Consider the following 25005-nt stretch of genomic DNA (forward strand, 5'->3'; position numbering starts at 1 on the left):
GCACGCGGGAGTGGTGAAACCGGTAGACACGCAGGATTTAGGTTCCTGTGCCTTCGGGCGTGTGGGTTCAAGTCCCACCTTCCGCACGGGCGGTCGGGGCAGCCGCCCCGCCGTCGAGATTCCTTCGGACAGGAACGCCTTGCACCAGACAGCACTCGTCCCCTGGCTCGACCCCGAGACCATCATCGCCGCGGCGGGACCGTGGGCGCTGCTCGTCGTGTGCCTCATCGTGTTCGCCGAGACGGGCCTGCTGTTCGGGTTCATCCTGCCCGGCGACACCCTGCTCATCATCTCGGGCCTGCTCACGCACACGAATCAGGTGTTCGGCGCGAACATCTGGGTGGTGTCTCTGCTCATCGGCCTGGCCGCGTTCGTCGGCGGCGAGGTCGGGTACGTCATCGGGCACAAGGGCGGTCCGGCGCTGTTCGAGCGGCGCGACTCCGGCCTGTTCAGCCGCAAGAACGTGGCGCGTACCAACGCATTCTTCCAGCGCTTCGGCGGGCTCACGATCATCGTGGCGCGCTTCGTGCCGATCGTGCGCACGTTCGCGCCCGTCGCCGCCGGCATCGGGCACATGCCGTGGCGGTTGTACACGCTGTACAACTTCATCGGCGCTGTCATCTGGGGCGTGGGCCTCACGCTGCTCGGCTACGTGATCGCCTACATCCCGTGGGTGCGCGACTTCGTCACCGACTACATCGACCTCATCCTGCTCGCCGCCGTCGCCGCCACGGGCCTGTTCGTGCTGTGGCACTACCTCAAGGAGCGCCGCACCGCCAAGCGCGAGGCCGCGCTGGCCGAGACCGCGCCCGAGCCCGAGCTGCTCACCGACTGATCAGCCGGCCTCGCGCTTCTGGCGCGACTTCTCCACGCTCGCGCGCAGCGCCTCCATGAGGTCGATGACCTCGCCGCCCTCCTCCTCGGCCGTCTCGCCGAACGTCGCCTCCGTGTCGATCGCGTCGCCCTTCTCGAGCTTGGCGTCGATGAGCGTGCGCAGCTCCTTCTGGTACTCGTCGACGAACTCGTCCGGATCGAAGTCGCCCGAGTAGCTCTCGACGAGGCTGGCCGACATGTCCAGCTCCTTCTTGCTCACCTTGGGCGCGTCCTCGAGCGACGGGAACGACACGTCGCGCACCTCGTCGGCCCACAGCAGCGTCTGCACCATCAGCACGTCGCCGCGCACCCGCAGCGCCGCCAGCCGCGTCTTCTGCCGCAGCGAGAACCGCACGATCGCCGTGCGGTCGGTGCGCTGCAGCGTCTCGCGCAGCAGCACGTACGCCTTGGGCGACTTCGAGTCGGGCTCGAGGAAGTACGCCTTGTCGAAGGTGATCGGATCGACCTGCTCGGTCGGCACGAACTCCACCACGTCGATCTCGCGGCTGCGCTCCGAGGGCAGCGACTTGAGGTCCTCGTCCGTGAGCACCACCGTGCGATCGCCGTCGTCGTACGCCCGGTCGATGTCGGCGTAGGCCACCACCTCGCCGCACACCTCGCACTTGCGCTGGTAGCGGATGCGCCCGCCGTCCTTGTTGTGCACCTGGTGCAGGGGCACGTCGTGATCCTCGGTTGCGGCATATACCTTGACCGGCACATTGACGAGCCCGAAGGTGAGCGCGCCCTTCCAGATGGATCGCATGACCCCAGTGAACACCCCGCGCCGCGGGCGCACCAGACCTTGACACCCGCCCGTACGCTGGTCGCATGGCGGCGAGCGACGGTGCGGCGCAGACGGTGCGCGTGGGCTCGCGCCGCGTGCGGCTGACGAACCTCGGCAAGATCATCTATCCCGAGACGGGCACGACCAAGGGCGACGTCATCGGCTACTACTCGCGCATCGCGCCGCTGCTGCTGCCGCACGTCGCCGGCCGCCCCGTCACGCGCAAGCGGTGGGTGGACGGCGTCGGCACGGCGGACGATCCGCTGCCGTCGTTCTTCGCGAAGGACCTCGAGGCGGGCGCGCCCGACTGGATGCCGCGCCAGGCGATCGCGCACTCCAGCGGCACCAAGGAGTATCCCCTCGTCGAGGAGACCGCCGCGCTCGTCTACCTCGCGCAGGTCGCGAGCCTCGAGCTGCACGTGCCGCAGTGGCGGTTCGACGACCGCGGCGAGCGCCTGCACCCCGACCGGCTCGTGCTCGACCTCGACCCCGGCCCCGGCGTGGGGCTGGCCGAGTGCGCCGAGGTCGCCCGCCACGCGCGGGCGATCCTGTCGGGCATGGGGCTCGATCCCCTCCCCGTCACGAGCGGCAGCAAGGGCATCCACCTCTACGCCGCCCTGCCCGGCGAGCAGTCCAGCGACGCGATCTCGGCCGTGGCCCGCGAGCTCGCACGGGCGCTGGAGGCGGATCATCCGGATCTCGTCGTCAGCACCATGAGCAAGGCGGCCCGCCCCGGCAAGGTGTTCGTCGACTGGAGCCAGAACAACGGCAAGAAGACGACGATCGCGCCCTACTCGCTGCGCGGCCGGGAGCGGCCCTGGGTGGCCGCGCCGCGCACGTGGGAGGAGCTGGACGACCCCGACCTGCGCCACCTGCTGCTCGACGAGGTGCTCGAGCGCGCGGAGCGGATCGGCGATCCCCTCGCCGCGCTCGCGCCGCGCGATGGCGGGCCGCTCGCGTCGTACATCGCCAAGCGCCGCGCCGAGCACACCCCCGAGCCCGTGCCGGGCTCGCCGCATCCGGACGAGCCCGGCGGCGGCAATCGCTTCGTCATCCAGGAGCACCACGCCACCCGCCTTCACTGGGACGTGCGCCTGGAGCACGAGGGCGTGCTCGTGAACTGGGCCGTGCCCAAGGGCATCCCGGCCACGACGTCGAAGAACAACCTCGCGGTGCAGACCGAGAACCACCCGATCGAGTACCTCGACTTCCACGGCGTGATCCCGAAGGGCCAGTACGGCGCGGGCATCATGACGATCTGGGATGCCGGCACCTACGAGACCCACGAGTGGCGCGACGACGAGATCATCGTCACGCTCACGGGTCGCGAGGGCGGCCCGCTCGGCGGCCCCGTGCGCGTCGCCCTCATCCGCACCGACGGCGAGGGCGAGAAGTCCACGTGGCTCATGCACCGCACCAAGACCGACGCGCAGGGCGCACCCCAGCCCGACGGCGTCGCGGCCGAGCCGTGGACCGATCCGCCGCTCGACGAGCCGGCCGATCCGCCGCCCGACGACCGCTTCACGCCCATGCTCGCCGTCTCGGGCACGACCGCCGCCGCGCGCGACCTGATCCGGCGCGGCGAGCCGTGGATCGAGTTCAAGTGGGACGGCGTGCGCGCCGTGGCGCACTGGTCGGGCGGCGTGCTGCGGCTGCGGGCGCGGTCGGGCACCGACATCACGCTGCGCTACCCCGAGCTGTCCAACCCGGGGGCGGCGCACATCGAGGCGGACGAGGCGGTGCTCGACGGCGAGATCGTGGCACTCGACGCCGCGGGGCGCCCGAGCTTCGCGCGCCTGCAGGAGCGCATGCACCTCACCCGTGCCATGCACATCCAGCGGATCGCGCCGCGCGTGCCCGTGCGGCTGTACCTCTTCGACGCGCTCGAGGTGGACGGCCGCGACCTCGCGGGCCGGCCCCTCGCCGAGCGTCGCGAGGCGCTCGAGCGCATCGCGGGCGACGCGGGCGCGGCGATCGACCTGCCGCCGGTGGCCGATGACCTCGACGCGGCGCTGGAGACCGCAAGGCGACTCGACCTGGAGGGCGTCGTCGTGAAGGACCCGTGCTCCCCCTACCGCCGCGGCGTGCGCAGCGAGGAGTGGCTCAAGCTCAAGCTCACCCGCACGCAGTCGGTCGTGATCGGCGGCATCAACCCCGGGCAGGGCAACCGGGAGGGGACGATCGGATCGCTGCTGCTGGGCATTCCCGACGGCGACCGGCTGCGCTATGTGGGCAAGGTCGGCACGGGCTTCGGCGACCGCGAGCTGCGCGGGCTGCAGGAGCTGCTGCGGCCGGCCGACGAGAGCCCCTTCGCCGAGGTGCCGGGTCCGCAGGCGCGCGCGGCGCGGTGGGTGGAGCCCGCGCACGTGGCCGAGGTGGAGTTCTCGGAGTGGACGCCCGGCGGCAGCCTGCGCCACCCCCGCTGGCGGGGGCTGCGGCCCGACCTCACGCCGGGGGACGTCGTCGTGGAGTGACGGGCCCTACAGGGCGGCGAGGAGGGGGCCGAGCTCGCGGAAGGCGCGGGCGCGGTGCGAGACGGCGTTCTTCTCGTCCGCCGTCCACTCGCCCACCGAGCGCTCCTCGCCGTCCTGTCCGTCCGGGATGAAGATCGGGTCGTAGCCGAAGCCGCCCTCGCCGCGCGGCGCCTCCGCGAGGCGACCGGGCCAGATCCCCTCGACCGTGTGCTCGATCCCGTTCGGCGTGACGAGCGCGATCGTGGAGTTGTAGTGAGCGGTGCGGTGCGGATCGCGGATGTCGGCGAGCTGGTCGAGCAGCAGCGCGAGGTTGGCGCGGTCGTCCTTCGCGTGACCGGCCCAGTACGCGCTGAACACGCCGGGCGATCCGCCCAGCACGTGCACGCAGATGCCCGAGTCGTCGGCCAGCGCCGGCAGGCCGGTGTGCGCCGAGGCGGTGCGGGCCTTGATGAGGGCGTTCTCGGCGAACGACGTGCCGTCCTCCACGGGCTCGGGTCCGTCGTAGGCGACGACCTCGAGGTCGGGGCGGATCGTCGCGACGATCGACTGGAACTCCGCGACCTTGTGCGCGTTGTGCGTGGCGAGGACGACGCGGCTCACGAGCGCTCCTCCGCCAGCACCGCCTTCTGGATCGCGGTGAGGTCGGCGCAGCCCTTCGCGCCGAGCTCGAGCAGCGCGTCGAGCTCCGCCTTGTCGAAGGGCGCGCCCTCGGCCGTGCCCTGCACCTCGATGAACTTCCCCGTGCCCGTCATGACGATGTTCATGTCGGTCTCGGCGCGCGAGTCCTCGACGTACGGCAGGTCGAGCATCGGCCGGCCGCCGACGATCCCGACCGAGATGGCCGCGACCGAGTCGCGCAGCGGCGTGGCCTTCTTGCCGATGAAGCCCTTCTCGCGGCCCCACTCGATCGCGTCGACGAGGGCGACGTACGCGCCCGTGATCGAGGCCGTGCGCGTGCCGCCATCGGCCTGCAGCACGTCGCAGTCGATCACGATCGTGTTCTCGCCCAGCGCCTTCGTGTCGACGACGGCGCGCAGGGCGCGGCCGATCAGGCGCGAGATCTCGTGCGTGCGGCCGCCGATGCGGCCCTTCACGCTCTCGCGGTCGCTGCGGTCGTTCGTGGCGCGCGGCAGCATGGCGTACTCGGCCGTGACCCAGCCGCGGCCCTTGCCGGTGAGCCAGCGCGGCACGCCGTTCGTGAACGAGGCGGTCACGAGCACCTTCGTCTGCCCGAAGGAGATGAGCGCCGACCCCTCGGCCTGCGTGCTCCAGCCGCGCTCGATGGTCACGGGGCGGAGCTGGTCGAGGGCGCGGCCGTCCGCGCGCGGTGAGTCGGTCATGTCTTCCTAACGGATCGGGGGCAGGTCGATGGTGCCGGTGCGCACGAGGCGCACGTCGCGCACCTCGCGTCCCAGCAGGCGGTTGGCGAGCGTCGTGAACGTCTCGGTGTCGGCGCCGGTCGCCTCGTACACGTGGTGCGGGCGTGCGTCGGGCCCCGCGAGCAGATCGCGGCCGACGAGCTCGCGGTAGACGTCCTTCGCCGTCTCGCTGTCGCTGGAGACGAGCGACACCTCGGGGCCCATCACGTAGCTGATGGCGCCCTCGAGGAACGGGTAGTGGGTGCAGCCGAGCACGAGCGTGTCCACGCGCGCCTCGCGCAGGGGCCGCAGGTACTCCTCGGCCACGGCGAGCAGCTCGGGGCTGTCGGTGACGCCGGCCTCGACGAACTCGACGAAGCGGGGGCAGGCCGCGGTGAACACCTCCACGCCCGGCGCGATGCCGAGCATGTCCTGGTAGGCGCCCGATCCGATCGTGCCCTCCGTGCCGATCACGCCGATCCGGCCGCTGCGGCTCGTCGCGATCGCGGTGCGCACGGCCGGTCCGATCACCTCGATCACGGGCACGTCGTAGCGCTCTCGGGCGTCGCGCAGCATCGCCGCCGACGCCGTGTTGCAGGCGATGACGAGCATCTTCACGCCCTGCTCGACGAGCGTGTCGAGCACCTCGAGCGAATAGCGGCGCACGTCGGCGATCGGCTTTGGCCCGTAGGGCGAGTGCAGCGTGTCGCCGATGTAGAGCAGCGACTCGCGCGGCAGCTGGTCGCCGATCGCCCTGGCGACCGTGAGACCGCCCACCCCGGAGTCGAAGATCCCGATCGGCGCGTCATCCATCGCATCCAGCGTACGCGAGGCCGGGCGCCCGCCCGCCGATAGAGTGACCCTATGAGCGCCTCCACGGCCCTGCTGACCGACCGCTACGAGCTCACGATGATCGATGCGGCCCTGCGCGACGGCACCGCGTCGCGCCGCTGCACGTTCGAGCTGTTCGCCCGGCGCCTCTCCGGCGGCCGCCGCTTCGGCGTCGTCGCCGGCACGGGCCGCCTGCTCGGCCTGCTGCGCGACTTCCGCTTCGGCGACGACGAGCTGCGCTACCTGCGGGACGAGAGGGTCGTCAGCGCCGAGACGCTCGCGTACCTCGAGGGCTACCGGTTCACCGGATCGATCACCGGCTACCGCGAGGGCGAGCTGTACTTCCCCGGATCGCCGATCCTCACGGTGGAGGGCACGTTCGCCGACGCCGTGATCCTCGAGACCCTCGCGCTCAGCGTGCTCAACCACGACTCCGCCGTCGCCACCGCGGCCGCCCGCATGAGCATCGCCGCCGGCGAGCGCCCGCTCGCCGAGATGGGTGCCAGGCGCGCGGCCGAGGAGTCGGCCGTCGCCGCCGCGCGGGCGGCCTACATCGCCGGATTCCGCGCCACGAGCAACCTCGAGGCGGGCCGCCGTTGGGGCATCCCCACCATGGGCACCGCCGCGCACTCGTGGACGCTGCTGCACGACAGTGAGGAGGACGCCTTCCGCGCGCAGATCGACGCGCTCGGATCGGGCACCGCCCTGCTCGTCGACACCTACGACATCGAGAAGGGCGTCGAGACGGCCGTCCGCATCGCCGGCACCGGACTCGGCGGGGTGCGCATCGACTCCGGCGACCTGCCCATCGTCGCCGCCGAGGTCCGCGCGCAGCTCGACCGGCTCGGCGCCACCGCGACCCGCATCACGGTGACGAGCGACCTCGACGAGTACGCGATCGCGGCGCTGGCGGCCTCCCCCGTCGACGCGTACGGCGTGGGGACGTCGGTCGTGACGGGATCCGGATATCCGACGGCGGGCATGGTCTACAAGCTCGTGGCGCGCCAGGGCACCGACGGCGGCTGGGTCGCCGTGGCGAAGAAGGCCCAGGACAAGGGATCGCAGGGCGGACTGAAGACCGCTTTCCGGCGCCTGGAACGCGGCGTCGCGTTCGAGGAGCGCGTCGAGATCGCCGACGGCTTCGAGCAGGCGCCCACGCCCGCCGACTACCCCGACGCGCGCCCGCTGCAGGTGCCGCTCGTCGTCGACGGCGAGGTCGACGCGGCGCACGAGGGCCCGGCCGGCGTCGAGGCCGCCCGCGCCCACCACCTGCGGGTGCGCGAGGAGATGCCGATCCGCGCACTCGCGCTGAGCAAGTCGGACCCTGCCATCCCCACCGTCTTCGTCGACGCGGGCGCGTGATCCGGATCGCCCCGCCCGAGGGCGGAGCGGCTCGCGGTCAGCTGTTCAGCGACTCGTAGATCTCCTTGCACTGCGGGCAGACGGGGAACTTCTCCGGGTCGCGACCCGGCGTCCACTTCTTGCCGCACAGCGCACGCACGGGCTTGCCGGTGATCGCCGACTCGAGGATCTTGTCCTTCTTGACGTAGTGCGAGAAGCGCTCGTGGTCGCCGGGCTCGACGTGCTCCTCCTCGAGGAGTCGCTCGAGCTCGCGGTCGAGGAGCCCGGTGCCACCCTGCCCGGGGCTGTCCAGAGGTGTGCTCATGCCCCGATTCTAGTTGCCGGGCGTCAGGTCGTCGCGGCGAACTCCATGATCTGGTACGAGCGCCGGCTCCACAGCAGCGAGCCCGCGGCGACGCCGAGCACGAGCACGCCGACGCCCGTGCCGACGCCCGCCCACTGCGCGTCGGCGGCGAGCGCGATGTCGTCGGTCAGCGCGCGCCACGCGAGCCACAGCGTCGGCGCCGAGAGCACGAGCGCGCCGAGCATCACGAGCGCCTGCGCGACCACGCCGCTCGAGCCGGTCCGCTGCGGCTGGCGGAACGGGCTGTCGCCCGGGCGCGGCACGGGGTAGGGCGCGAGCACCGACGAGACGCTCGACAGCCCCAGGCCCGTGAGGAAGAGGCTCGTGGCGACGCCCGCGAGCGCCGGCAGCAGCGCCCACCGCCCGTAGAACGCCGTGGCGAGCGGGATGGCGACGGCCAGCAGCGCGATGCCGGCCATGAGCACGGGGACGATGCGGCCGACGCGATCGGCGAGCCCGCTGACGCCCGCCGTGATGTGCATCCAGATGGCCGAGGAGTCGTAGGCGACGTCGTTGTGCGAGACCCACCCCAGGAACAGCGCCATGATCGGCACGGGGATGAGGGCCGCGTAGTTCGCCGGCACCCCCGCCACCAGCAGGGGCACGATCGGCAGCAGCCCGACGACGGGGATGATCCCGAGGTTGACGAGGTGGCGGCTGTCACCGAACCAGTACATGATGCTGCGCGCCGCGATCGCGCCGCCCGGCGTCGCCGGCATGACGGCGAACCAGCCGAGGCCGCTGCGCTCGCGGTCGTCGAGCGGCGGATCGACGGTGACGAGCATGCGGTGCACCGACCACACCCACACCGCGGCCGCGGCCGCGAGGGTCAGCAGCGCCACGCCCGCGGCCAGCCCCGCCGTCGGCTCCTGCCCGAGCGCCACGGCCCCCGGCAGGCCGGAGGCGGCGCCCACCGGCGTGAGGGCCAGCACCTCGACCACGGCCTGCAGCTGGCTGGGCACGCGCCCGCGCCACTCCAGCGACGCGAAGAAGACGGCGACGGGCAGCACGACCACGATGATGCCGAGCACGAACAGGCTCGACAGCTCGCGCGTGCGGCGGCCGCGCAGCACGAGGGCGCCGAACGCCATGCTCAGCCGCGCGAGCACGATGCACGTCGCCGCGTGCACGAGCGCCGCGAGGATCGCGACGACGGCCGGCACCCCGAGGCGCGTCCAGGTGATCGCGGTGCAGACCTCGACGGCCAGGAGCGCGAGCGTGGGCAGGCTCACGAGCGACGCGAGCGCGAGGGGGCCCGTCAGCTGCCGCGCGTCGAGACCGAGCACGGCGAAGCGACGCGGATCGAGCGGGTCGTCCGCGGCGCTCATGACGGGCGCCAGCGCGAAGCCCACGAGCACACCCGTGCCGGCGAGGGTGAGCACGGCGTCCGCCACGGCGGGGCCGTCCTCGGCGAGGCTCAGGATGCCGGCGCACGCGAGCACGACGGCGGCGAGCAGCACGAGGACGCCCGCGATCCGCGAGGCGACGGCGCCCGGGGCGCGCAGGCCCCCGAGGAGCAGGGCGAGTCTCAGTCGGAGGATGCGTGCAGCCATTCGAGCCCCTCCATGCTCGCGCCACCGGCCGAGAGCTCCACGAAGCGCTGCTCCAGCGAGATCTCGCCCTTGACCTCGTCGACGGTTCCCTCCGCCAGCACGTTGCCCGACACCACCACGGCCACGCGGCTGCAGACGCTCTCGACGAGGTCCATGCCGTGGCTCGACAGCACCACCGTGCCGCCGTGCTCCACGTACGCCGAGAGGATCTCGAGGATGCTGGCCGACGAGACGGGGTCCACCGCCTCGAACGGCTCGTCGAGCACGAGCATGCGCGGCGAGTGGATCATGGCGCCCGCCAGCATCACCTTCTTCGTCATGCCCGCCGAGTAGTCGGCCACGACGCGGCCCAGCGCGTCGGCGAAGTCGAAGGCGCGCGCCAGGTCGGCGGTGCGCTTGGCGACGACCGACGGCTTGAGGCCCCGCAGCACGCCGAAGTAGTACAGCAGCTGGCGCCCGGTGAGCCGGTCGAACGTGCGCACGCGGTCGGGCAGCACGCCGATCAGCGCCTTCGCCTGGCGCGGACGACGCACCATGTCGACGCCGAACACCTCGATGCTGCCCTCGTCCGGCTTGAGCAGCCCGGAGATCATCGACAGGGTGGTCGTCTTGCCCGCGCCGTTCGGCCCGACGATCCCGTAGAACGATCCGGCCGGCACGGTCATGTCGACGCCGTAGACGGCATCGGATCCGCCGTACGCCTTCACGAGCCCTCGCACGCGCAGCGCGTCGGCGGGCGACGTCGGCGCGTCGGCGGGGCCGCCCGTCTCGACGGGCGCCGACGTCGCGGCGGCGACGGCGGCCGGGATCGGCGGCAGCGGCGGCGTGGCCGGCTCGGGGGCGCGCTCCTCCGCCTGAGGCTCGGGCTCGGCCGGCGGCGCCTCGCCGGGCGCGGCCTCGGCCGGCTCCGCCTCGACGGCCTCCGACTCGGATGTCGGCACGGGCTGCGCCTCTGGCGCCGGCTCGGCCGTGGGTTCGGGCCTCGGCTCAGCCGTGGGTTCGGGTTCGGGCGTCGTCGCCGTGGCGGGCTCGGCGTCGGCCGGCGCGGCCGGGGGCACATCAGCCGCCGGCGCGGCGCGCTTGAAGATCGCGGGCGCCTCGTCGGTGCTCGCCACGACGGCGCGCACCTGCGGCCCCGCCGTGGGCACGGGCTGCGTGGCGATGTCCTTGTACTCCGCGTCGCGGGCAGCCGACTTCCTCGCCATCGGCTCGCTCTCCGCCGCGGCAGGCTTCGGCGCCTCGGCGGGCTTCGCGGCGCCGGCGGGCTTCGCCGTACGGGGCTTCGCCGCACCGGTGGGCTTCGCGGAGTCCGTGCCCTTGGCAGCTCCCGCGGTCTTCCGCGCGGCCGTGCTGCCGGCGCGCGCGGAGGTGCTCCCGCTCCCCGCGGCCTTCGTGCGGGAGGCGGCGGACCCCGCGGCCCTCGGGGCGCGCGGCTTCCGCGCCGCCGTGCCGGAGCCCGGTGCCGATGCGTCCTTCGCGCCCCCCGCGTCCTTCGCGGCGCCCGCGTCCTCCGTCGGCTCCGCCGTCGATGCCGCGCGACCCTTCGCCGGGGTGCGCGCCTTCGAGGCGGCCGTCGATCCCGTGCGGGCGGATGCGGTTCGGGAAGTGGACGTGGACGTGGACGAGCCTGCGCCGGTCTTGCGGGCGGTGGTGCCGGTCTTCCGCGCGGCCGGCTTCTTCGCGGCGGCGTCCGCCGTCTCGGACGGCGACTCGCCCGCCTCGGTCGCGCCGGATGCGCGCGCGGACGACGACGCGCGCGCGGACGACGACGCGGCGGGCCGCTTCCGCGGCGCCGCAGGTCGCTTGCGGGCCGCGCTCGGCGCGGTCTCCTCGGCGGCCGGCGCCTCCTGGGGCGGTCCACCGTCCGGCGTCTCTGCTGATTCGTCGCGTGGGGAGGGCGTCACCCTCTCAACGTACCCAGCACCGCCTGAATGCGCGCGGCGGGCGCGCCCGCTGTGCGGAATGGGCGATCGCGCAACGATCCGGTCGCGGACGGCGCGCTATCGTGCCCCTTCCCAGTGATTCTCGCTACCATCTGGTTCATTCGTCACGGTGAACTCATCATGAATACGTCGTGAACGCCGAATGAGAGCATGAGGATATGAGCATTCAGACCGTCATCCTGGCCGCCGGCATGGGCACGCGCCTCGGCCGTGCGCTGCCCAAGTCGCTGACCGAGCTGAGCGACGGTCGTTCCATCATGCAGCAGCAGCACGAGAACATCCGCGCCGCCTTCGGCGACGACGCCCGCATCACCACCGTCGTCGGCTATCGCGCCGAGGACATCGTCGAGCGCTTCCCGCAGGCCAACTACGTCTACAACGAGCGCTACGACCAGACCAACACCTCGAAGAGCCTGCTGCGCGCGCTGCAGGCCACCGGCAAGAGCGGCGTGCTCTGGATGAACGGCGATGTCGTCTTCGACCCCCGCGTGCTCGGCCGCGCCGCCGCCCTCATCGAGGCCGACACGTCGTTCGTCGCGGTGAACACCGCGAAGGTGAGCGACGAGGAGGTCAAGTACACCGTCTCCGCCACCGGCCACATCGACGAGCTGTCGAAGACCGTCGTCGGCGGCATCGGCGAGGCCGTGGGCATCAACTACATCTCGCGCGCCGACAAGCGCTCGCTCATCCGCCACCTGCAGCGCGTCGACGACCAGGACTACTTCGAGCGCGGCATCGAGCTCGCCATCGCCGAGGAGGGCATCCGGGTGCTCCCCATGGACATCTCGGACTTCTACGCCGTCGAGGTCGACTTCGCCGAGGACCTGGCGCGAGCCAACCAGTTCGTCTGATCGACGACGTAGGATCTCCCCGTGCCCGACAAGGTCGCGAAGATCCACTCCCTGCCGGACGACGCTCCGTGGCAGGGTGAGACGCCCGCGGCCGATCATCCGGCGCACGTCCGCGCGCTCGACCGGGTCATGTCCATCCACCGCCCGGTGGTGCTCGCGCACCTGCGATCCATCCGCCTGCGCCACCCCGACGCCACGCCCGAGCAGATCGTGCGCGTGCTCGAGCGCCGGTATCTCGCGGCCGTGACGACCGGGGGCGCCGCCGTCGGCGCCACGGCGGTCGTCCCCGGCGTGGGAACGGGCATCACGCTCGCGCTGTCGGGCGCGGAGACGGCCGGCTTCCTCGAAGCCACGACGCTGTTCGCGCAGTCGCTCGCGGAGGTGCACGGCATCGCCGTCGAGGACCGCGATCGCGCTCGCACGCTCGTGATGACGCTGATGATGGGCCAGGAGGGCGTCGACCTGCTGCGCCAGCTGGCGGCGCAGGCGTCGGGCAGGGGGATCGGCCGGGGCGCCTACTGGGGCGACCTGATCACGAAGTCGCTGCCCAAGACCGTCACGCGGCAGGTCGCCGACCGGCTGAAGACGGCGTTCGTGCGGCACTTCGCGCGCGTGGGCGCCGGCTCGTTCATCGGCAAGGCACTGCCGTTCGGCGTCGGCGCGGCCGTGGGCGGCGCGGGCAACCACGTGCTCGGCCGCCGCGTCGTGACGGCCTCGCGGCGCGCCTTCGGACCCGCACCCGCCACGCTGCCCGCGGCTCTCGAGCCGCGCGAGGGCGCGGAGCGGATCGAGCGCCGCGTAGGCGGCGCGGCCGGCCGCATCGGATCGGCCGTGGCCGGCGCCGCGGGCACCGCCTCGCGCGGTGTCGCGGTGGCGGGGCGCGGGCTCGGCGCCCTCGGCCGCGATGCCCTCGGCGTCGCGCGCCGCATCGTGCCGGGCGGCCGAGGCCCGCGCGACGAGGCGGGCGCGGCGGCGGCGGATGCCGCCGACGACGCAGGCCCCGCGGGCGGCGATCCCGGCGCTTCCTCCACAGCACGCTGAGCGGCGCGCCTCGTCCACAGCTCGGCCGCTGAGCCCCTCGTGGGGGTCCCGCGCGTCGGAGGACCTGCCTAGCGTCGCCCTCATGTTCCCGCTCCCCCTGCGCCGCCGGCCTCCCGGCCGAGGCGCGTACCCCGTGCCGTGGCACATCGACCGTGCCGATCCGGCGCACCCGATCGTGCGCCACCGCGGCCGCGATCCCGCCGATGCCGTCCGCGTCTTCCTGTGCGACGAGCACGGGCGCGCGCGCACCGAGCGCTGGGGCCGCGTGCGGCCCGGCGAGGCACTGCAGCTGTGCCTGTGCGATGTGGATCGCGCCAGCGCCGTCACCACCCTCGCGTGGTTCGACGCCGACGCCGAGTACCTGTGGCGCTTCACCGTGTGAACCGTCCAGCGCTCCCCTCGCGTCGGGCCGTCCCTGTGCGACAGGCCGGGGCGCCGACGCTCAGAGCTCCGAGACGAAGGTGCGGCGCCGCCGCGTCGCGCGCTGCGTGTGGCCGTACGGCAGACGCCCCTCCTGCAGCTCCTCCGCCGCGATCCCCTGCACGAGGAGGCCAGGATCGACCTCGAGCGCGACGGCGATCTGCACGAGCGTCATGAGCGTCGGGTTCGCCTGGCCGCGCTCCACGCGCTGCAGGTGGGTGAGGTCGAGGTCCGCGCACTCGGCGAGCGCCTTCGCGCTCAGGCCGGCGCGGTGACGCAGCTCCGCCACGCGCGCGCCCACCTTCTTCGCCGCGAGGGAGTGCGGTTCGCCCATGCCACCAGCATTCAGACCGCGACGCGCGGCACGGGTGCTCATATGCCCCAGATTATACGCCACCCCTTCGCTCCATCCCTGTATCCGCGGCGATGTCAAGCCCGATGACGCCGCCGGGGAGCACCCGTATCGTTCGGGGCATGAGTATCGGAACCGGAGTAGTGCTGTTCATCCTCGGCGCCATCCTGGCGTTCGGGCTGGAGCTGGACGTGCCGTGGCTGAACGACGACTTCGTCGGCTACCTGCTGATGGGTGCCGGTGTCGTCGTGTTCGTCGTGGGTCTCGTCCTGCTGCTGCGCCGCCGCTCCTCGATCGAGCGCACCCGCACCGTCGGCGACACGGGCGGCGCGTCGCGCGTGACCGAGCGACGCACCGACGCCGACCCGCTGTGAGCGACGGTCCCCGTCGTCCGGGTGGAGCGCCCCCTCCCCGGATGGCGGGGTCCACCTCGCCACGTGCGGAAGGCGCGAGGCACCCGGATCGATTGGCGAACCCACCGGGAAGCTGATAGAGTCGATCCTCGGTTCGGAAAGCCGAAAGGCCCCGGATCCGGAACGCACCTCTAGCTCAATCGGCAGAGCAACTGACTCTTAATCAGTGGGTTCAGGGTTCAAGTCCCTGGGGGTGCACCACACGGAAATCCCCGATCAGACCCGAAAGGGTCGCCGGGGATTCGCGTTTCCACGGCGGGGTGACGCGATCCGCGCCCCCTCTCTCCTGCAGAGGGCTGCGCGGTGGAGCCGTCTCGCGGCGAAACGTTCCCGGACCGTGATATCGCGCCGGATAGCCTTGAGCGGTGGACTCCCCCGATCCCTACTCCCCCGCCGCGTTCGATCCGAGCGACGACCTCGCGCTCGCCCTGCGCCTGGCGGACGCCGCCGATGCGCAGACGCTCGCGCGCTTCGACGCGGTCGACCTGGATGTGCGGCGCAAGGCGGATCGCACCCACGTGACCGAGGCCGATCTCGCCGCCGAGCGGGCGATCCGCGAGCTGCTGGCTGCCGAGCGGCCCGGCGACGGCATCTTCGGCGAGGAGTACGGCGAGGGCGACGCCGCCGCTCGCCGCTGGATCGTCGATCCCATCGACGGCACGGCCAACTACCTGCGCGGCGTCCCCGCCTGGGGCACCATGATCGCGCTCGAGGTCGACGGCGCCGTGCGCCTGGGCGTCGTGAGCATGCCCGCCATGGGGCGCCGCTGGTGGGCCGCCGAGGGAGCGGGCGCCTGGACGAGCGCGCCCGACGGCGCCCGCCGCATCGGCGTCTCGCGGGTCGACGCGCTCGAGGACGCCTCCATCAGCTTCCAGAGCCTCGCTCAGTGGCGCGACGCCGGCCGACTCGACGCGCTGCTCGCGCTGCAGTCGCGCGTGTGGCGCGATCGCGCCTACGGCGACGTCTGGTCGTACATGCTGCTGGCCGAGGGCCGGATCGAGTTCGTCGGCGAGTTCGACGTCAAGGAGTACGACATCGCCGCCGCCGCCGCGATCGTGCGCGAGGCGGGCGGCCGGCTCACCTCCTTCGAGGGCGACGAGACGATCGCCTCCGGGTCGGCGCTCGCCAGCAACGGCCTGCTGCACGACGCGATCCTGGGCGTGCTGCGGGGAGCGAGCACATGAGCCGCCGCCGAGCCGGGGCCGCACTCCGCGCCCTGCCCGTGCTCGTCGGCGTCGCGGCCGTCGCGATCGCGCTCGCGGGCTGCGCGCAGGACGCCCCGACCGCCCCCGCGCCGTCGACGCCGCCGCCGGCCACCGAGCAGCCGCAGGGCGCGGATCCGCAGGGCGACGAGCAGGGCGGGCAGCAGACGCCCGAGCCCGCTGCCGATCCGACGTGCGAGACGATCATCCCCGCCGAGGTCGTGGATCAGTTCGAGAGCGTGGGGTGGAGCGCCGAGCCGGAGGAGTTCCGGATCGGCGCGACCGTGGTGCCGGAGGGGATCCAGTGCGTGTGGGGCGACTACAGCGTCGCCACCGATCACGTGCAGATCTTCGGCTGGGCGCCCCTCGACGCCGAGACCGCGGCCACCCTGCAGGCCGAGCTGGAGACGCAGGGCTGGATCCGCGAGGAGCAGGACGGGGCCGTGTTCCTCACCGAGGACCCGGCCTACGCCATCGCCACGGACGACCAGGGCTACGGCATGACCTACGGCTTCGGCGACGGCTGGGTCACGCTCGCCGACACCAAGCAGAGCCTCGTGCTCGTCTCGTGGCCGCCCGCCTGACCGCCAGGCGGCTGCCTGGGCACCCCCATCACGTCATGGGGACGGCGTAAGATGCAGCCCGATCGCACCGACGTCGTCCCGAAAGGCGCACCGTGGCCGGGCTCATCCACATCCTCGTCCGTCAGGGGGCGCTGCCCCGCGAGCGCGCCCTGGAACTCGCCGGCTCCGACCAGGAGGAGATGGCGCGCCTGCGCGCGCTGATCGAGACGGGCGAGCTGGCCGAGGAGGCCTTCGCCCAGGCGCGCGCGACGCAGTTCGGCGCGCCCTTCGTGCGTCTCGACGACGAGGTGACGCAGCCCGAGCTCCTGCAGCGACTCTCGGTGTCGTTCGCGCACTCGAACGAGGTCGCGCCGCTCGCCGTGCGCGACGTCGGCGGCGAGCAGCGGCTCGTGCTCGCGATGGCGGACCCCGAGAACGTCATCGCCCTCGACGACGTGCGCGTCGCGTTCCGCGTGCCGGTCGCCATCGTCGTCGCGACCGCGAGCGACATCCATGCCTACATCGACAGGCACCGTCGCGCGGACGAGGAGCTCACCCAGCTGTCCACGAGCCTCGAGACGAGCGCGGAGGAGTCCGTCGACGACGGCTCGTTCGCCGTGTCGGGCGGGGTGGGCGAGGACGAGGACGCGCCCGTCGTGCGCTTCGTCAACCTCGTGCTCAGCCAGGCCATCCGCGACCGCGCGAGCGACATCCACATCGAGCCGGGCGCCGACCGCGTGCGGGTGCGCTGCCGCATCGACGGCGTGCTGCACGAGATGCCGAGCGCACCCAAGGCGATCCAGAACGGCGTGATCTCGCGCCTGAAGGTCATGAGCGACATCGACATCTCGGAGCGGCGGATCCCGCAGGACGGCCGCATCTCGGTCACGCACGAGGGTCGGAAGGTCGACCTGCGCGTGGCGACGCTGCCCACGGTCTGGGGCGAGAAGATCGTGATGCGCATCCTCGATCAGGCCGGCGGCGTCGTCTCGCTCGAGAACCTCAACCTCTCGCCGCGCAACCTCGAGGTCTACCGCGCGTCGTACACGAAGCCCTACGGCATGATCCTCGTCACCGGGCCCACCGGATCGGGCAAGTCCACGACGCTGTACTCGACGGTGACGGAGCTCGCACGGCCGGAGGTGAACGTCATCACGATCGAGGACCCCGTCGAGTACCGGATGTCGGGCATCAACCAGGTGCAGATCAACAACCAGGCGGGTCTGACCTTCGCGAACGCGCTTCGCGCCATCCTGCGCTCCGACCCCGACGTGATGCTCGTCGGCGAGATCCGCGACGCCGAGACGGCCAACATCGCGATCGAGTCGGCCCTCACCGGTCACCTCGTGCTCTCCACCCTGCACACCAACGACGCGCCGAGCGCCGTGACCCGCCTCATCGAGATGGGCGTGGAGCCGTTCCTCGTCGGCTCCGCCCTCGACGTCGTCGTCGCCCAGCGCCTCATCCGCAAGCTCTGCGAGCGCTGCAAGGAGCCCGTGGAGCTCGGCACGGCGGAGCTCGCCGCCAGCGGGTTCGCCCGGCCGGACGGCGACGACCGCCCGCTGTTCCGCCCCGTCGGCTGCCCGCACTGCGCCGACACGGGCTACCGCGGCCGCACGGCCGTGCACGAGGTGATGGCCGTGAGCGAGGAGATCGAGCGCCTCGCCGTGCAGCGGGCCTCGGGGACGGAGATCTCCCAGCTCGCCCGGAAGCAGGGCATGCGCACGCTGCGCGAGGACGGCTGGGAGAAGGCGCTCTCGGGCATCACGTCGGTCGAGGAGATCCTCCGCGTCGTCGCCTGAGGCGCCGATCGGTGCACCCGGTATACCGAGACACCGGATGTGTCAAAATGTCCCCGGTTAATTCTCCCCGGGCAGTGCTACCCATCCTGCTCGGGTACCGGCATGATCGCTTGAGTGCATGATGCCGCTGACCCGACAGCGCTCGGCCCCGGACCCGACGGTGCCGCGCGCCCCTTCACGATCCACGACGCCCTGAGGCGCCTGGTCGCCGACGGCGGGTCCGACCTGCACATCACGGTCGGCATCCCGCCGATGATGCGCCTGCACGGCGAGTTGCGCCCCATCCCCGGCGCGCCCGTGTGGATGCCGGAGGACACGCATCGCGAGATCCTCGGCCTGCTCACCCGCGATCAGCTCAACGCGTTCGAGAAGGAGCAGGAGCTCGACTTCGCGTACGCGGCGGGCGCCCGGTTCCGCGTGAACGTGTTCGTGCAGCGGGGATCGGTCGGCGCGGTGTTCCGCATGGTCCCGGTGAACATCAAGCCGCTCTCGGAGCTCGGCATGCCGCACACGCTCGCGCGCTTCGCGGAGCTGCCCCGCGGTCTCGTGCTCGTGACGGGCCCGACGGGCTCGGGCAAGTCGACCACCCTCGCGGCGATGATCGACCACATCAACCGCACCCGGTCCGAGCACATCATGACGATCGAGGACCCGATCGAGTTCCTGCACCGTCACAACCGCTCGATCGTGAACCAGCGCGAGGTGGGCAGCGACACGCTGAGCTTCCACCGCGCGCTGCGCCAGGTGCTGCGCCAGGACCCCGACGTCATCCTCATCGGCGAGCTGCGCGACCTCGACACGATCCAGGTCGCGCTCACGGCGGCCGAGACGGGGCACCTCGTCTTCGGCACGCTGCACACGCAGAGCGCGCCGCAGACGATCGACCGCATCATCGACGTCTTCCCGCCGCACCAGCAGTCGCAGGTGCGCACGCAGCTCGCCTCCACGCTGCGCGGCGTCGTCGCCCAGACCCTCATCCCCGACGCGTCGGGAACCGGTCGCGTCGCGGCCACGGAGGTGCTCGTGATGACGCCGGCCGTGGCGAACCTCATCCGCGAGGGCGAGATCCACCAGATCCCCGGTGTGCTCCAGTCCGGATCGGCGCACGGCATGCACACGCTCGACCAGAGCCTGGCCCAGCTCATCGACGCCGGCCGGATCACGTACGAGGCGGGCCTGGAGCGCGCCCAGGACCGCGACGGCTTCCACCAGCTCGCGCGGCGCTCGAACGTGGGTGTCGCCGGCGAGCCCGACTACGGCGACGAGTTCTCGCGGCGTGCCCTGAGGAGGCAGCCGTGACCGCGACGCAGCCGACCCAGGCGTTCGACTACGTCGGCACCGACGAGGCGGGCAAGCGCCGTCGCGGCACGATCGACGCGCCGAGCAAGGCCGCGGCCCTCGCGCGCGTGCGGGCACTGGGGCTGACCCCCACCTCCGTCACCGAGTCGAGCTTCCTCACCCGCGACATCGGGTTCTCGGGCTTCGAGCGGCGCATCCCGCTGCGGCAGGTGACGCTCGTGATCCGCCAGCTGGCGACGATGATCGACGCGGGCCTCACGCTCGTGCGTGGCCTGAACATCATCACGGCGCAGGTCGACGACGAGAAGCTGCGCGAGGTGCTGAAGGGCGTGCTCAAGGAGATCGAGCGGGGCAACGCGCTCTCCGACGCCTTCGCCAAGCGCCCCGACGTGTTCCCGCCGCTGCTCGTGCACCTCGTGCGCGCGGGCGAGGCCGGCGGGTTCCTCTCGCAGTCGCTGGAGTCGGCGGCGGAGGGCTTCGAGGCCGACCTGAAGATCCGCGACACCATGAAGTCGGCGATGACCTACCCGGTGATCGTGCTGTGCGTGGCGGTGCTCGCCGTGTTCGCGATGCTGACCTTCATCGTGCCCGTCTTCGAGGGCATGTACTCGGACCTGGGCGGCGAGCTGCCGATCCCCACGCAGGTGATGGTCGCGCTCTCCGACAACATGGTGTGGATCCTGCCCGTCGTGCTCGTGGCGACGCTGGCGGTGTGGCTGTGGTTCCGCCGCTACGGCACGCAGGCCGAGGTGCGCATCGCGATCGACCGCGCCCGGTCGCGCATCCCCGTGCTCGGGCCGTTCTTCCGCAAGGCCGCCATCGCGCGCTTCACCCGCACCCTCGCCACGACGATCGGCGCCGGCGTGCCGATCCTGCAGGCCCTGTCGATCGTGAAGCAGTCGGCCGACAGCGCGCTCGTCGAGGAGGCCGTGGGCCGCATCGCCGACGGCGTGCGCAAGGGCCGCTCGCTCGCGACGCTCATGGCCGGCGAGGAGGTGTTCCCGCCGCTCGTGACGCAGATGGTCGCGGTGGGCGAGGACACCGGCTCGCTCGACGCCATGCTGCAGCGCGTGGCCGAGTTCACCGACCGCGAGGTGCAGCTCACGGCCGAGCGGCTCACCGCCATGATCGAGCCGATCATGGTCGTCGTCGTCGGCGTGATCGTCGGCGGCATGATCCTCGCCATGTACCTGCCCATGTTCGGCATCTTCGACCAGATGAACAGCATGTAGCGGCCAATCCCCCACCCGTCCACCCGAGAGAAGACCGTCCGGACCGCGGAGAGCTCCCCCGGATCCGCCCCGGACACCCCCGGTCGCGCGCGGCCGGAAGCACCTCACCACCCCGATAAAGGAGCAAGAATGAACACCATCCTCCCGGCGCTCATGCGCCGCCGCAGCGAGCTGCTCAAGAAGGACGAGAAGGGCTTCACCCTCGTCGAGCTGCTCGTCGTCGTCCTCATCATCGGCGTCCTCGCCGCCGTCGCCATCCCGCTCGTGATGGGCTCGGTCGAGAACGCCGAGAAGGCCGCCGTGAAGTCGGCCGCCACCCAGGCCAAGTCGATCTACGCGTCCGAGCTGTTCGACAACCCGAATGACATCGCCGGCGCGATCGAGAAGGCCGAGCAGGAGATGACCACGGCGACCAGCGCCACTGCCGGTGATGGCATCTGGGTCACCGGCGCGGCGGCGACGGACGGCGACGCGGACAGCGTCGAGTTCACCGCGACCGACGGCAAGTGGACGTACGTCACGGGTCAGACGGGCGATCCCACCGAGAACTGAACTCCGATGGTGCCGGCGCCCGGATCATCCCGGGCGCCGGCACCACCCCTCCCCGCTCCATCCCTTCACACGGAATCAGGTGTCCCGAGTGCTCAAGGACGAACGCGGCTTCGGCGCTGCCGAGGCGCTCGTCGCGATGACGGTTCTCGCCGTCGTCGCGATGCTGTTCGCGCCCGCGCTCTACGTCAGCCTCAGGGCCGCCACCTCGTACAACGCCGTCACGACCGCCACCCAGGCCGTGTCCGAGCAGCTCTCCCCCGTCTCCGCGCGCGAGCTCGCGTGCGGCGAGATCCGCGCCTGGCTCGCCGAGACGCCGCCGCCCGTCGAGGACTCCCGCGGCACGGTCATCACGCTCACGCGCGCCGTGCAGGGCGCAGATCCCACGAACGATCCGGCGGCCATCGCGTGCGAGCCGGCATCCACCCTCACCGTGCGCGTCGAGGCCACCGCGCCGCGGCCCGACGGATCCCCGCGCGTGCTCGCGTCGGCCACCGCCATCGTCCGCACCGGGGTGGCGCCGTGACCCGCCCCCTCCCCCGCGACGAGCGCGGCTTCACCCTCGTGGAGCTGCTCGTCTTCTGCGTCGTGCTGGGGATGGTGCTGATCGCGGGCGTCTCGCTGCTGCTCGGCGCCTACCGCGGCTCGGCGCTCGTCACCGGCACCTCCGAGTCCGTCTTGGAGGGCCAGAACGCCGCCCGCACCATCTCGGGCAGCGTGCGCGACGCGACCCACATCACCGTCTCCGACACCGGCGACTTCCTCGTGACGGCCGCCGGCCCCGAGGGCGACCGCGAGTGCCGCGCCTGGTTCGTGTGGGACGATCCGGCCGACGAGCCCGACGCCGGCGCCACGCTGTACGCCCGCCTGTCGCCGAGCCCCATCGACGAACCCGCCGCCGAGAACCCCGACCTGGGCGACTGGTTCGCCCTCGCCACCCACGTGCGGCCGGACGGCGACCTCGGCGTCTTCAGCCTCGTCGACCGCGACGCACCGCCGGAGGTCCGCGACCTCGTCCCCGAGTTCGCGAGCCAGCCGGGCGAGCAGGGCGTGCTCGTGCGCTTCGGCGTCGGCGCCGCCCGCAACGCGGCGTTCAGCACGTCCGATCCCACCGTCATCCACACCTACGCCACCCCGCGTCTCGCGAAGGAGGGCGACAACCCATGCGCCTGACACCCACCCGCCTGATGCGCCGCCTGCGCCGCGACGCCCGCGGCTCCGCGCTCATCCCCGCCATCGGCATCGCGATGGTCACGCTCGTGATCGCCGCCACCCTCACGGCCGCCACGATGACGTCGCTGAGCCGCACCGACGACACGCGCGACGTCGTCACCGCCGGCTTCGCCGCCGAGGCCGGCGTCGCCGTGGCGCAGCACGCCCTCGCCGCGGGCTGCACGACGGCGACGGACGCCAACGACACCGAGCCGTTCTACCGCGCCGTGATCCTGCGCACGACCGCGAGCGGCGAGCAGGCCGGCTGCCCCGCGGCGGGAGAGCCCTACCGCATCGTGTCCACCGGCTACGCCGACGCCCGCGACTTCGAGGCGCGCACCGGGGGCCGCACGGTCGAGGCGCGCTACGCGGTGGAGGTGAAGGGCCCGACGCTCGTGCCGAGCGGCCCGGCCATCTACGCCTACAGCGGGTCAGCCTTCGGCGGATCCGGCAAGCTCGTGGCGCTCGGCGGCACCGAGAGCCACCTTCCCGAGGTGCACGTGCACGAGGGCGATGTGACGTGCGACGGCGGGTCCCAGGGCGACGTCAGCTGGGTCGTCAACGGAAATCTCACCGTCGCCGGCGGGTGCGGGATGACCGGCCGGGCCTTCGTCTCGGGATCCGTGTCGGTCAGCGGCGGCGGGGCCGTCATCGGCGCCGACCTCGTGGCCCGCGACGTGACGATCACCGGCAGCGGCCGCGTGGGCGGGAGCATCTGGGTCAGCGACTTCGCGAACCTCGAGAACGGCAGCGTCGGCGGCAACGTCGTCGCGGATGACGTGACGATGAAAAGCATGACCATCAGCGGGAGCGTCTGGGCGCGCGACGACCTCACGACAGGGTGGACGGGACGCATTCACACGAACGCCATCGTGGGTGACGATCTGAACTTCCTCGGCGTCGGCATCGGGAAGGACAACGGGGCGGACGGCAACGTCTGGGTGAGCGGGACGGCGAATCTGGACTCGAGTGCGAAGAGCAGCAAGAGCTTCATCAAGGGCGAGCTGCGCGCCGCCGAGATCAAGGGCGATGCCAAGAACTATCCAGCGCGTTACACCGTCGGACCTCCGAGCGATGTGCCGCCCGAGCCCACGCACGGCCCCGTGCCCGAGGTCGCCGACTGGATCGACTTCCCCTACGACCCGGAGCTCTGGTCCGGATTCACCGAGGTCGAGGTTGCAGCGCCCTGCGGCACTCCCGAGCTTCGTGCGGCGATCGCCGCCGGTGGTGGCCTGCCCACGCTCCTCGACGCCCGCGACTGCCCCTCGGGGGTGAACCTGGGCGGCGGCACGGACAACGTGATCTCCCTCCCCGCCGACCTCGCGATCTACGCGAAGGACTTCCGGCTGGACGGCAGCGCCGGTTTCACCGCTTCGGGCGACCGCCGGGTGTGGCTGATCAACGCCGATGAGACGGACGACGGCCGCCCCACGTGCGGCGGAGAGACAATCGCGGCGGGCGGCTCCTTCACGTTCACCAATGTGACCACGATGATGTACTCCCCGTGCGAGGTCAGCGTGGCGTCGGGGCTGAGCATCACCGGCCAGATCTTCGCCGCCGGCGTCTCAGTCGCCGGTGATGCCACCCTCACCTACGTCCCGTCCGGCCTGCCGGGCGTCGACCTGGGCGATGGCACGAGCACGGGCCCGACGGCGACGCCGCCCACGCTCGACTCGTACCGCGACACGTCCGAGTCGGCCGAGAGGTGGTTCTGATGCTCCCGGTCGTCGCCGCGGGCGTGGGGGTGTTCGGCCTCGCGATCGGGTCGTTCCTCAACGTCGTCGCGCACCGCGTGCCGGCGGGGCGCTCCATCGTCTCGCCCCCGAGCGCGTGCCCGCAGTGCGGGCACCGCATCCGCGCGCGCGACAACGTGCCCGTGCTCTCGTGGCTGCTGCTGCGCGGCCGCTGCCGCGACTGCGGCGCCCCGATCTCGCCGCGCTACCCCGTGGTCGAGGCCGTCACCGGCGCGCTCTTCTCCGCCGTGGCGATCCGCTTCACCCCGGAGATCCTCGCCGCCGGCTCGGCGGCCGAGGCGGCCTCCGCGGCCCTCGTGCTCGTCGCCTTCCTCGCGCTCGCCGCCTTCGGCGTGGCCCTGGCGGCCATCGACCTCGACACCACGCGCCTGCCGAACGCCCTCGTGCTGCCCCTCGCCGCGACGGGCGCCGTGCTGCTGACCGCGGCCGCGGCGCTGAGCGGGGACTGGGCGGCACTGGGGCGCGCCGGGCTCGGCGCCGCCGCGCTCTTCGTCGCGTACGGCGCCGTGTGGCTCATCCGGCCCGACGCGATGGGCGGCGGCGACGTCAAGCTCGCGCTGGGGCTCGGTCTCTTCCTCGGCTGGTCGGGATGGGGCGCGCTCGCCGTCGGCACGATCTCGGCCTTCGCCCTCGGCGCCGTCGTGGGGCTGTCTCTGATGGCCGCCAGGCGCGTGGATCGCGGCGGCGGCATCCCCTTCGGCCCGTGGATGATCGCCGGCGCGTGGATCGGCGTCTTCGCCGGGCGGCCCGTGGCGGACTGGTACGTCGGGCTCTTCGGACTGGCATGAACGGAA

The 25005-nt window shown here is 72.4% G+C and carries 26 protein-coding genes and 2 tRNA genes; 20 read left to right on the plus strand and 8 right to left on the minus strand.

The features are described 5' to 3' along the window. The first annotated feature begins 4 nt into the window (after window positions 1-4). Together ACYVJ0_RS05550 and ACYVJ0_RS05555 are read left to right on the plus strand one after the other, a co-directional pair. Window positions 5-86 (plus strand) — tRNA-Leu (locus ACYVJ0_RS05550). A 53-nt stretch (window positions 87-139) separates the two neighbouring features. Next, complete coding sequence (locus tag ACYVJ0_RS05555; protein WP_460816530.1) at window positions 140-835, plus strand: DedA family protein; 696 nt, start codon at window positions 140-142, stop codon at window positions 833-835. Here ACYVJ0_RS05555 and ku read toward each other — a convergent pair whose 3' ends face one another. Continuing rightward, on the minus strand, window positions 836-1636 hold the full coding sequence (gene ku, locus ACYVJ0_RS05560) for a non-homologous end joining protein Ku (RefSeq protein ID WP_460816531.1): 801 nt from the start codon (window positions 1634-1636) through the stop codon (window positions 836-838). Window positions 1637-1701: 65 nt separating this feature from the next. Here ku and ACYVJ0_RS05565 point away from each other — a divergent pair, with 65 nt between their 5' ends. Further along, window positions 1702-4131, plus strand: a complete 2430-nt coding sequence (locus ACYVJ0_RS05565; protein ID WP_460816533.1) for an ATP-dependent DNA ligase — start codon at window positions 1702-1704, stop codon at window positions 4129-4131. 6 nt (window positions 4132-4137) lie between these two features. On the opposite strand, the gene rdgB is transcribed toward ACYVJ0_RS05565, so the two are convergent. From rdgB to murI, 3 genes are read right to left on the minus strand one after another with little or no spacing between them, the layout of a single operon-like run. Continuing rightward, window positions 4138-4731, minus strand: coding sequence for an RdgB/HAM1 family non-canonical purine NTP pyrophosphatase (rdgB, locus tag ACYVJ0_RS05570; protein WP_460816535.1), 594 nt, complete (start codon window positions 4729-4731; stop codon window positions 4138-4140). Then, a complete protein-coding gene (gene rph / locus ACYVJ0_RS05575; protein ID WP_449854505.1) occupies window positions 4728-5471 on the minus strand; it encodes a ribonuclease PH in 744 nt (247 codons plus the stop codon). The genes rdgB and rph overlap by 4 nt, the downstream gene beginning before the upstream one ends. A 6-nt stretch (window positions 5472-5477) precedes the next feature. After that, window positions 5478-6302: a glutamate racemase gene (gene murI, locus ACYVJ0_RS05580; protein ID WP_460816538.1), complete on the minus strand. Its 825-nt coding sequence runs from the start codon at window positions 6300-6302 to the stop codon at window positions 5478-5480. Between the two features lie 51 nt (window positions 6303-6353). Here murI and ACYVJ0_RS05585 point away from each other — a divergent pair, with 51 nt between their 5' ends. After that, the gene (locus ACYVJ0_RS05585) at window positions 6354-7682 is read left to right on the plus strand and encodes a nicotinate phosphoribosyltransferase (protein ID WP_460816540.1); all 1329 of its coding nucleotides are present in this window, start codon (window positions 6354-6356) and stop codon (window positions 7680-7682) included. Between the two features lie 37 nt (window positions 7683-7719). Here ACYVJ0_RS05585 and ACYVJ0_RS05590 read toward each other — a convergent pair whose 3' ends face one another. From ACYVJ0_RS05590 to ACYVJ0_RS05600, 3 genes are read right to left on the minus strand one after another with little or no spacing between them, the layout of a single operon-like run. Further along, on the minus strand, window positions 7720-7986 hold the full coding sequence (locus tag ACYVJ0_RS05590) for a DUF3039 domain-containing protein (protein ID WP_449854508.1): 267 nt from the start codon (window positions 7984-7986) through the stop codon (window positions 7720-7722). Window positions 7987-8009: 23 nt separating this feature from the next. After that, on the minus strand, window positions 8010-9578 hold the full coding sequence (locus tag ACYVJ0_RS05595; protein ID WP_460816541.1) for a hypothetical protein: 1569 nt from the start codon (window positions 9576-9578) through the stop codon (window positions 8010-8012). Continuing rightward, entirely contained in the window at window positions 9554-10783 is a 1230-nt protein-coding gene (locus ACYVJ0_RS05600) for an ABC transporter ATP-binding protein (RefSeq protein ID WP_460816543.1), read from the minus strand. Before ACYVJ0_RS05600 ends, ACYVJ0_RS05595 begins: the two co-directional genes overlap by 25 nt. Between ACYVJ0_RS05600 and ACYVJ0_RS05605 the strand changes: the two genes are divergently transcribed. The 4 genes from ACYVJ0_RS05605 (at window position 10740) to ACYVJ0_RS05620 (ending at window position 13795) form a co-directional block, all read left to right on the plus strand. Next, window positions 10740-11600, plus strand: coding sequence for a hypothetical protein (locus tag ACYVJ0_RS05605; RefSeq protein WP_460816545.1), 861 nt, complete (start codon window positions 10740-10742; stop codon window positions 11598-11600). The genes ACYVJ0_RS05600 and ACYVJ0_RS05605 overlap by 44 nt on opposite strands. A 79-nt stretch (window positions 11601-11679) precedes the next feature. Beyond that, window positions 11680-12372 carry a phosphocholine cytidylyltransferase family protein gene (locus ACYVJ0_RS05610; protein ID WP_460816546.1) on the plus strand — a complete coding sequence of 231 codons (693 nt, stop codon included), beginning with the start codon at window positions 11680-11682 and terminating at the stop codon, window positions 12370-12372. Between the two features lie 21 nt (window positions 12373-12393). Beyond that, complete coding sequence (locus ACYVJ0_RS05615; RefSeq protein ID WP_460816548.1) at window positions 12394-13413, plus strand: hypothetical protein; 1020 nt, start codon at window positions 12394-12396, stop codon at window positions 13411-13413. An 82-nt stretch (window positions 13414-13495) separates the two neighbouring features. After that, window positions 13496-13795 (plus strand): hypothetical protein, encoded by a 300-nt coding sequence (locus ACYVJ0_RS05620; RefSeq protein ID WP_460816550.1) that lies wholly within the window; start codon window positions 13496-13498, stop codon window positions 13793-13795. A 60-nt stretch (window positions 13796-13855) separates the two neighbouring features. Here ACYVJ0_RS05620 and ACYVJ0_RS05625 read toward each other — a convergent pair whose 3' ends face one another. Next, window positions 13856-14167, minus strand: a complete 312-nt coding sequence (locus tag ACYVJ0_RS05625; protein ID WP_460816552.1) for a helix-turn-helix domain-containing protein — start codon at window positions 14165-14167, stop codon at window positions 13856-13858. Between the two features lie 140 nt (window positions 14168-14307). On the opposite strand from ACYVJ0_RS05625, the gene ACYVJ0_RS05630 reads away from it, so the two are divergent. The 12 genes from ACYVJ0_RS05630 to ACYVJ0_RS05685 all read left to right on the plus strand — a co-directional run bounded on the left by ACYVJ0_RS05630 (window position 14308) and on the right by ACYVJ0_RS05685 (window position 24999). After that, the gene (locus ACYVJ0_RS05630) at window positions 14308-14559 is read left to right on the plus strand and encodes a DUF6458 family protein (RefSeq protein WP_449854516.1); all 252 of its coding nucleotides are present in this window, start codon (window positions 14308-14310) and stop codon (window positions 14557-14559) included. A 164-nt stretch (window positions 14560-14723) separates the two neighbouring features. Beyond that, a tRNA-Lys gene (locus tag ACYVJ0_RS05635) sits at window positions 14724-14799 on the plus strand. 164 nt (window positions 14800-14963) lie between these two features. Then, window positions 14964-15782 carry an inositol monophosphatase family protein gene (locus tag ACYVJ0_RS05640; protein WP_460816553.1) on the plus strand — a complete coding sequence of 273 codons (819 nt, stop codon included), beginning with the start codon at window positions 14964-14966 and terminating at the stop codon, window positions 15780-15782. Beyond that, window positions 15779-16384, plus strand: a complete 606-nt coding sequence (locus ACYVJ0_RS05645) for a hypothetical protein (RefSeq protein ID WP_460816555.1) — start codon at window positions 15779-15781, stop codon at window positions 16382-16384. Before ACYVJ0_RS05640 ends, ACYVJ0_RS05645 begins: the two co-directional genes overlap by 4 nt. A gap of 92 nt (window positions 16385-16476) precedes the next feature. Next, on the plus strand, window positions 16477-18165 hold the full coding sequence (locus ACYVJ0_RS05650; protein WP_460816557.1) for a GspE/PulE family protein: 1689 nt from the start codon (window positions 16477-16479) through the stop codon (window positions 18163-18165). 114 nt (window positions 18166-18279) lie between these two features. Beyond that, window positions 18280-19464: a type IV pilus twitching motility protein PilT gene (locus ACYVJ0_RS05655; protein ID WP_460816559.1), complete on the plus strand. Its 1185-nt coding sequence runs from the start codon at window positions 18280-18282 to the stop codon at window positions 19462-19464. Continuing rightward, on the plus strand, window positions 19461-20696 hold the full coding sequence (locus ACYVJ0_RS05660; RefSeq protein WP_460816560.1) for a type II secretion system F family protein: 1236 nt from the start codon (window positions 19461-19463) through the stop codon (window positions 20694-20696). The genes ACYVJ0_RS05655 and ACYVJ0_RS05660 overlap by 4 nt, the downstream gene beginning before the upstream one ends. Before the next feature lie 129 nt (window positions 20697-20825). After that, complete coding sequence (locus ACYVJ0_RS05665; protein ID WP_460816562.1) at window positions 20826-21248, plus strand: prepilin-type N-terminal cleavage/methylation domain-containing protein; 423 nt, start codon at window positions 20826-20828, stop codon at window positions 21246-21248. A 79-nt stretch (window positions 21249-21327) separates the two neighbouring features. Beyond that, entirely contained in the window at window positions 21328-21771 is a 444-nt protein-coding gene (locus ACYVJ0_RS05670) for a type IV pilus modification PilV family protein (RefSeq protein ID WP_460816564.1), read from the plus strand. Then, complete coding sequence (locus tag ACYVJ0_RS05675; RefSeq protein WP_460816565.1) at window positions 21768-22418, plus strand: PilW family protein; 651 nt, start codon at window positions 21768-21770, stop codon at window positions 22416-22418. The genes ACYVJ0_RS05670 and ACYVJ0_RS05675 overlap by 4 nt, the downstream gene beginning before the upstream one ends. Beyond that, window positions 22409-24172 carry a hypothetical protein gene (locus ACYVJ0_RS05680; protein WP_460816566.1) on the plus strand — a complete coding sequence of 588 codons (1764 nt, stop codon included), beginning with the start codon at window positions 22409-22411 and terminating at the stop codon, window positions 24170-24172. Before ACYVJ0_RS05675 ends, ACYVJ0_RS05680 begins: the two co-directional genes overlap by 10 nt. Continuing rightward, window positions 24172-24999 (plus strand): prepilin peptidase, encoded by an 828-nt coding sequence (locus ACYVJ0_RS05685; protein ID WP_460816568.1) that lies wholly within the window; start codon window positions 24172-24174, stop codon window positions 24997-24999. Before ACYVJ0_RS05680 ends, ACYVJ0_RS05685 begins: the two co-directional genes overlap by 1 nt. The last annotated feature ends 6 nt before the right edge of the window (window positions 25000-25005 follow it).

This window comes from Microbacterium petrolearium (assembly GCF_054782875.1).